The following is a 7,194-nucleotide window of genomic DNA, read 5'->3' as shown; positions in this document are numbered from 1 at the left end:
GTCTGCCGCTCGGTGGTCGACGGTACCGATCCGAACTGCGTGCCGCTGAACATCTTCGGCTCGGCGGCGATCACGCCGGAAGCGCTGAACTATGTCCAGGTCGCAGGCTTCATGCAGGGCCAGACCAAGGAGAAGATCGTCAGCGGCTCGGTGACCTTCCGTGGTTCCGAATATGGCATCACCTCGCCCTGGGCGAGCGAGGGCATCGCGCTGAACGTCGGCGGCGAATATCGTGAAGAGTCGCTGGAACTGGAAGTCGACACCGCCTTTGCGACGGGCGATCTGGCAGGCCAGGGTGGTCCGACCCTGCCGGTGGCCGGCCAGTACAACGTCAAGGAAATCTTCGCCGAAATCCAGGTGCCGCTGGTCAGCGATCGTCCGTTCTTCCACGAGCTGACGGTGAATGGCGGCTATCGCTACTCGGATTACAATACTTCGGGCGGCGTTCATTCGTACAAGGGCGAAGTCACCTGGGCGCCGGTGCGCGACCTGACGCTGCGTGGCGGCTACAACCGCGCGGTGCGTGCGCCCAACGTGCAGGAACTGTTCCGTGCGCAGTCGGTGCAGATCGACGGTGCGACCGATCCGTGCGCAGGCGCCACCCCGACCGCGACCCAGGCACAGTGCGTCAATCTGGGCGTTCCGGCCAACCTGTACGGCCTGATCGCCAACAATCCGTCGGAGCAGTATAACGGCCTGGTCGGCGGCAACCCGAACCTGCGTCCGGAAACCGCGGACACGTTCACCGCGGGCGTGATCCTGCAGCCGCGCTTCCTGCCCGGCTTCAACCTGACGGTCGATGCGTTCAGCATCAAGGTGAAGGACATAATCGGCATCATCGGTGCCGACACCATCCTGAACCAGTGCGTTCAGACCGCCAATCCGCAGTTCTGCGGCCTGATCAACCGCGATGCCGCCGGCACGCTGTGGCAGACCCCGCAGGGCTTCGTGGTCGATACCAACCTGAACGCAGGGTCGATCAAGACGCGCGGCATCGACGTGAACGCAGGCTATGTGGTGCGCACCGCCTCGGCCGGCAGCTTCGCGGCGAACTTCACCGGCACCTATGTCGACGAGTTCACTCGCGACAAGGCGGGCGCGCGCTTCGACTGCGCCGGCCTGTACGGCGCACAGTGCGGTTATCCGCAGTCCAAGTGGCGTCATCAGGTCCGCCTGACCTGGGACGGGCCGGACGGCATCGGCATCTCGGGCCGCTGGCGCTACCTGTCCGCGACGGAGTTCGAGCGGACGAGCAGCGACAGCGATCTGGCCGCCGGTTTCTTCCCGCTGGACGCCCGCGTTCCCTCGCAGAGCTATTTCGACCTGGCGCTGACCGCGCGGGTGCAGGATGGCTTCACCTTCCGGCTGGGTGCGAACAACATCCTGGACCGCGAGCCCCCGGTGCTGAGCGCGACGGCTTCGCCGATCGGTTCGTTCGGCAACGGCAACACCTATCCGGGCATCTACGAGGCCAATGGCCGCTACATCTTCGTCGGCCTGACCGTCGATATGTAAGCCGGCCCGAAGGGCATCGTGGCGGCGGGGCCAACACCCCGCCGCCGGTTGAAGGGAGTGGTGTCAGTACGACACCGCTCCTTTTCGCTTTTTGAGGGGGTTAGGAGCGCGATCCGGGATTTCGGTGGCTTGCGGATGCCAAACGGGGCGAACGCACCTGACGGGCTTCCCTACGCGGTGATGATGTCGCGTCGATCGGTGGGCATGCACAAAGCAACGTGACGCGCTTCACGACGATGCGCCGCATCCTGTCAAAGTTGTCGATGAATGGATGTAGTCATGGCTAAGCATGACGCCAAAGGTTCGTGGCCAAGATCATCCGATCCGCCGCAAACGACATTTTCCACCGGTGGTAGAAAATGGTGCCCAGAAGAGGACTCGAACCTCCACGACCTTGCGATCGCCAGCACCTGAAGCTGGTGCGTCTACCAATTCCGCCATCTGGGCACGGGGTAGGGCCGCGCCTTTAGGGTGGGTTTGGATGCCTTGTCAACGGGGGAAGTGAACGGCAAAGGGGCGGCACGCACTTTTTTTCTCTTTCGCGGGTGAATGGCATGAAGAACAAGCTGGTGACGCTGATCGGCGGTGGAGGCTTTGTCGGCCGGTACGTCGCGCAGGCCCTGTTGAAAGCCGGGGCACGGGTCCGGATCGCGCAGCGCGATCCGCGCGGGGCCTTTTTCCTGAAACCGCAGGGCGGGCTGGGGCAGACGCAGTTCATCGCTGCCGACGTGTCGCGGCCGGAGACGATCGCGCGCGCGGTGGCGGGCGCGGATGCGGTGGTGAACCTGGTCGGCGTGCTGGCGGGCGATTTCCAGCGCTATCATGTCGAGGGCGCGCGGATCGTGGCGGAGGCGGCCAAGGCCGCGGGCGTCGAGGCGCTGGTGCAGGTGTCGGCGATCGGTGCGAACCCGCAGGCCGAATCGGGCTATGCGCGTAGCAAGGGCGAAGGCGAGGCGGCGGTGCGCGCGGCTTTCCCGAGCGCGACGATCATGCGCCCCTCGATCATCTTCGGGCGCGAGGACCAGTTCGTGAACCGCTTTGCCGGCATGATCGCCAAGGCGCCGGTGGTGCCGGTGCTGCGCGCGCCGACCCGGTTTCAGCCGGTGTTCGTGGCGGATGTGGCCGAAGCGATCGTCGGCGCGGTAGCCGATCCCGGCACGCATGGCGGCCACACCTATGAACTGGGCGGGCCGGACATCATCAGCATGGGCGCGCTGATCCGCTGGATCGCCGAGGCGCTGGGCCGCTCGCCATCGATCGTGGAGCTGCCCGACGGCGTCGGCTCGCTGCTCGCCAGCCTGCCGGGCAGCCCGATCACGCGGGACCAGTGGCGCATGCTCCAGACCGACAATGTGGTGAGCGACGGTGCGGAAGGCTTTGCCGCGTTCGGCATCGCACCCCGCCCGCTGGAGGCCGTCGCCCCCGAATGGCTGGTCCGTTTCCGTCGTCAGGGTCGCTTCGGGCGGCGCCTGAAGACGATCGCCGCCTGATCCGTATCCGTCGGGAGACACGCTTTTGTCCGAATTCCTGATCGCCATCCTCCTCGGCATCGTCGAGGGGGTGACCGAATTCCTGCCCGTTTCCTCAACCGGCCACCTCGTGCTGGCCACCGAACTGCTCGGCTATGATCCGCAGCGCTGGGCGGTGTTCAACATCGCGATCCAGCCGGGCGCGATCCTGGCGATCGTGGTGCTGTACTGGCGGACCTTCTGGGCGGTGTTGCAGGGGCTGATGCGCGGGTCGCGCGAATCGATCGCCTTCGTGCGCAACCTGCTGATCGCGTTCGTGCCGGCGGTCGCGCTGGGGCTGTCGTTCAACGACGAGATCGAGGCGCTGCTGGAGAATGCGACGGTGGTCGCCTGGGCGTTGATCGTCGGCGGCGTCGGCATCCTCATCATCGAGCGGCTGGCGCGGCCGAAACAATCGGGTGGTATTGCGGGGGTGACCGTGAAGCAGTCGGCGAGCATCGGCATCGTCCAGTGCCTCGCGATGATCCCCGGCGTCAGCCGTTCGGGCGCGACGATCATGGGCGCAATGGCGCTGGGCATCGAGCGGCAGACCGCGGCCGAGTTCAGCTTCTTCCTGGCGCTGCCGACGCTGACCGGGGCGACCGTGCTGCAGATGGCCAAGCATCACGATGCGATCACCACGGGCGACCTGCAACTGATCGCGGTGGGCTTTGTCGTGTCGTTCGTGGTGGCGCTGGCGGTGGTGAAGGCATTTCTGGCGATCGTGACCAAGCATGGCTTCGCGCCCTTTGCCTGGTACCGAATCGTAGCGGGTGCGGCCGCGCTGATCGCCCTCTCTGCCTGATACGCACCACATCGGACCTAATATGGTGCTGCCAGTTGCGACCGATGCGCAACTGGCAGCAAATAGACCATATTTAACGGCAGCAATACTGTCCTTTAGGTCGTTTTGCGAGTGACAGCGAGCGTAACGCGCAATATCCGCAGGCTCGGAGGCGGGTATGGCGAACGAATCTATGTTGAAGTTCGTGGGACGCGAGCAGGCTTATCCAGCCAAGCGGGACGCGACCCATCGTGCGGAAGATTTTCAGGAGATTGCGGGGCGGTATGCCGTTGCCGCGGCTGAAGATCAGGCAGGGCGCTGTTCGCAGTGCGGGGTGCCCTATTGCTCGGTGCATTGTCCGCTGCACAACCACATTCCCGACTGGCTGCGTCTGACCGCCGAGGGGCGTCTGCGCGAAGCCTATGAGCTGTCGAACGCGACCTCGACCATGCCGGAGATTTGCGGGCGCATCTGTCCGCAGGACCGGCTGTGCGAGGGCAATTGCGTTATCGAGTTTTCAGGCCACGGCGCGGTCACGATCGGGTCGGTGGAGAAGTTCATCACCGATACCGCCTGGGAAGAGGGCTGGGTGGAGCCGCTGGTGCCGGGGCCGGCACGGGGGCTGTCCGTCGGGGTGATCGGCGCGGGGCCGGCTGGGCTGAGCGCGGCGGAATATCTGCGCGGCTATGGCTATGACGTGCACGTCTATGACCGGCACGACCGGGCGGGCGGGTTGCTGACCTATGGCATTCCCGGTTTCAAGCTGGAGAAGCCCGTCGTCATGCGCCGCGTCGAGCGGCTGAAGGCGGGCGGCATCGTCTTCCACGAGGGTTTCTCGGTCGGCGAGGATGCCAAGCTGGACGAACTGCGCCAGCGCCATGACGCGATCCTGATCGCGACCGGCGTGTACAAGGCGCGCAACGTCGATGTGGACGGGGCGGGCAGCAACGGCGTGATCGCGGCGCTGGATTATCTGACCGCGTCGAACCGCAAGGGCTTTGGCGATACGGTCGAGGCGTTCGAGGACGGACGGCTGGACGCGGCGGGCAAGAACGTCGTCGTGATCGGCGGCGGCGACACCGCGATGGACTGCGTACGCACCGCGATCCGCCAGGGCGCGAAGAGCGTGAAGTGCCTGTATCGCCGCGACCGCGCCAACATGCCGGGCAGCCAGCGCGAGGTGGCGAACGCCGAGGAAGAGGGCGCCGAGTTCGTCTGGCTGTCCGCGCCGCTGGGCTTTGACGGCGGCGAGGCGGTGAGTGCCGTGCGCGCCAACCGGATGCGGCTGGGCGCGGCGGACGCCAGCGGCCGGCGCGCGCCCGAGGTCGATCCGGGCGGCCAGTTCGCGCTGGAGGCCGACATGGTCATCAAGGCGCTGGGCTTCGACGCCGAGGATCTGCCCGGCCTGTTCGGCGCGCCCGAACTGGGCGTCAGCCGCTGGGGCACGGTGCTGGTCGACAGCCGCACGTTGATGACCAGCCTGGACGGCGTGTTCGCCGCCGGGGACATCGTGCGCGGCGCCAGCCTGGTGGTATGGGCGATCCGCGACGGGCGCGACGTGGCGAGCGCCATGCACGCATGGCTGAAGACGAAGGCGAAGAACGAAAGGCAAGCGGCGTGACGAACATGGATCTGGAGCGCGAGCGCCTCGCCAGCGAAGGCATGTACCGGCCCGAGTTCGAGGGCGACGCCTGCGGCGTCGGCCTGGTCGCGGCGACGGACGGGCGTGCCTCGCGCCGGGTCGTGCAGTCGGCGGTCGACGCGCTGAAGGCGGTGTGGCACCGCGGCGCGGTGGATGCGGACGGCAAGACCGGCGATGGCGCGGGCATCCATCTGGACCTGCCGGTGCGCTTCTTCGACGATGCGGTGGCGGCGTCGGGGCACAAGGTGCGGCCGAACCGGCTGGCGGTGGGCATGATCTTCCTGCCGCGCACCGATCTGGGCGCGCAGGAGACGTGCCGGACGATCGTGGAGTCCGCGATCATCGAGGCGGGCTACACCATCTATGGCTGGCGCCAGGTGCCCGTCGACGTGTCCGTCATCGGCATGAAGGCGCAGGCGACGCGGCCCGAGATCGAGCAAATCATGATCGCCGGGCCGATGCCCGACGAGGTGGACGCGGCCGAGTTCGAGAAGAACCTGTACCTGGTCCGCCGGCGGATCGAGAAGCGCGTGATCGCGGCGCAGATCAGCGGCTTCTACATCTGTTCGCTGTCGTGCCGGTCGATCATCTACAAGGGCCTGTTCCTGGCGGAGAGCCTGTCGGTCTTCTACCCCGACCTGACCGACCAGCGGTTCGAGAGCCGCGTCGCGATCTTCCACCAGCGTTATTCGACCAACACCTTCCCGCAATGGTGGCTGGCGCAGCCGTTCCGTTGCCTCGCGCATAACGGCGAGGTGAACACGATCCGCGGCAACAAGAACTGGATGCTCAGCCACGAGATCCGGATGGCCTCGATCGCGTTCGGCGACAATTCGGAGGACATCAAGCCGGTGATCCCGGCGGGCGCCAGCGACACTGCGGCGCTGGACGCGGTATTCGAGACGATCTGCCGCTCGGGCCGCGACGCGCCGACCGCCAAGCTGATGCTGGTGCCCGAGGCGTGGCAGGCCGATGCCGACGTGCCCGGCGATCATGCCGCGATGTACCAGTATCTGGCGAGCGTGATGGAGCCGTGGGACGGCCCGGCGGCGCTGGCCATGACCGACGGCCGCTGGGCTGTCGCCGGCATGGACCGCAACGCGCTGCGTCCGCTGCGCTACACGCAGACCGCCGACGGGCTGCTGATCGTGGGGTCGGAGAGCGGCATGGTCGTGGTGCCCGAGGCGACGGTGGTCGCCAAGGGCCGGCTGGGGCCGGGGCAGATGATCGCGGTCGATCTGGCCGAGGGCAAGCTGTTCCACGATCGCGAGATCAAGGACCGGATCGCGGGCGAGCAGGATTATGCCGGGATGATCGGCGAGTTCCTGACGGTGGACGATCTGCCCGCGGCTGGGGACGATGCGCTGATGCGTTTCGGTCGGGCCGATCTGGCGCGCCGGCAGGTGGCCGCGGGCCAGACGCTGGAGGATATGGAACTGATCCTGTCGCCCATGGTCGAGGGTGGCAAGGAAGCCATCGGGTCGATGGGCGACGACACGCCGCTGGCGGTCATCTCCGACAAGCCGCGGCTGATCAGCCAGTTCTTCCGGCAAAATTTCAGCCAGGTGACGAACCCGCCGATCGATCCACTTCGCGAGCGCTATGTGATGTCGCTCAAGACGCGGTTCGGCAATCTCGCCAACATCTTGGACGTGCGCGACCAGCGCGAGCGCGTGCTGGTGCTGGACAGCCCGGTGCTGACGGGTGCGGACTGGCAGCGGCTGCGCGCGCATTTCGGGCGCTCG

Annotated in this window: 5 protein-coding genes and 1 tRNA gene; 5 read left to right on the top strand and 1 reads right to left on the bottom strand. The window is 66.6% G+C overall.

Features of this window, described 5'->3' with window-relative positions; all coding sequences use genetic code 11:
• A partial coding sequence (locus Q0U08_RS15725) for a TonB-dependent receptor (RefSeq protein ID WP_298092483.1) occupies positions 1–1,515 on the top strand: 1,515 nt, incomplete at its 5' end.
• Between the two features lie 360 nt (positions 1,516–1,875).
• Here the strand turns inward: Q0U08_RS15725 and Q0U08_RS15720 are convergent.
• A tRNA-Leu gene (locus tag Q0U08_RS15720) sits at positions 1,876–1,962 on the bottom strand.
• 107 nt (positions 1,963–2,069) lie between these two features.
• Here Q0U08_RS15720 and Q0U08_RS15715 point away from each other — a divergent pair.
• The 4 genes from Q0U08_RS15715 to Q0U08_RS15700 all read left to right on the top strand — a co-directional run.
• On the top strand, positions 2,070–3,005 hold the full coding sequence (locus tag Q0U08_RS15715) for a complex I NDUFA9 subunit family protein (RefSeq protein WP_298092481.1): 936 nt from the start codon (positions 2,070–2,072) through the stop codon (positions 3,003–3,005).
• Between the two features lie 25 nt (positions 3,006–3,030).
• Positions 3,031–3,828 (top strand): undecaprenyl-diphosphate phosphatase, encoded by a 798-nt coding sequence (locus tag Q0U08_RS15710; protein WP_298092479.1) that lies wholly within the window; start codon positions 3,031–3,033, stop codon positions 3,826–3,828.
• Positions 3,829–3,985: 157 nt separating this feature from the next.
• Positions 3,986–5,428, top strand: coding sequence for an NAD(P)-dependent oxidoreductase (locus Q0U08_RS15705; RefSeq protein WP_298092478.1), 1,443 nt, complete (start codon positions 3,986–3,988; stop codon positions 5,426–5,428).
• A 5-nt stretch (positions 5,429–5,433) separates the two neighbouring features.
• The coding region (locus Q0U08_RS15700; RefSeq protein ID WP_298092485.1) for a glutamate synthase central domain-containing protein at positions 5,434–7,194 on the top strand (1,761 nt) is incomplete at its 3' end.

This window comes from uncultured Sphingomonas sp., from assembly GCF_946477935.1.
In the GTDB taxonomy this organism is placed as follows: domain Bacteria; phylum Pseudomonadota; class Alphaproteobacteria; order Sphingomonadales; family Sphingomonadaceae; genus Sphingomonas.
The sequence above is the reverse complement of the archived record's forward strand: the minus strand, read 5'-3'. Positions and strand labels throughout refer to the sequence as shown.

Bases quoted from the DNA above. Each gene is read 5' to 3' on its own strand.
- Q0U08_RS15715 (WP_298092481.1), top strand. From the start codon at position 2,070: ATGAAGAACAAGCTGGTGACGCTGATCGGCGGTGGAGGCTTTGTCGGC.
- Q0U08_RS15705 (WP_298092478.1), top strand. From the start codon at position 3,986: ATGGCGAACGAATCTATGTTGAAGTTCGTGGGACGCGAGCAGGCTTAT.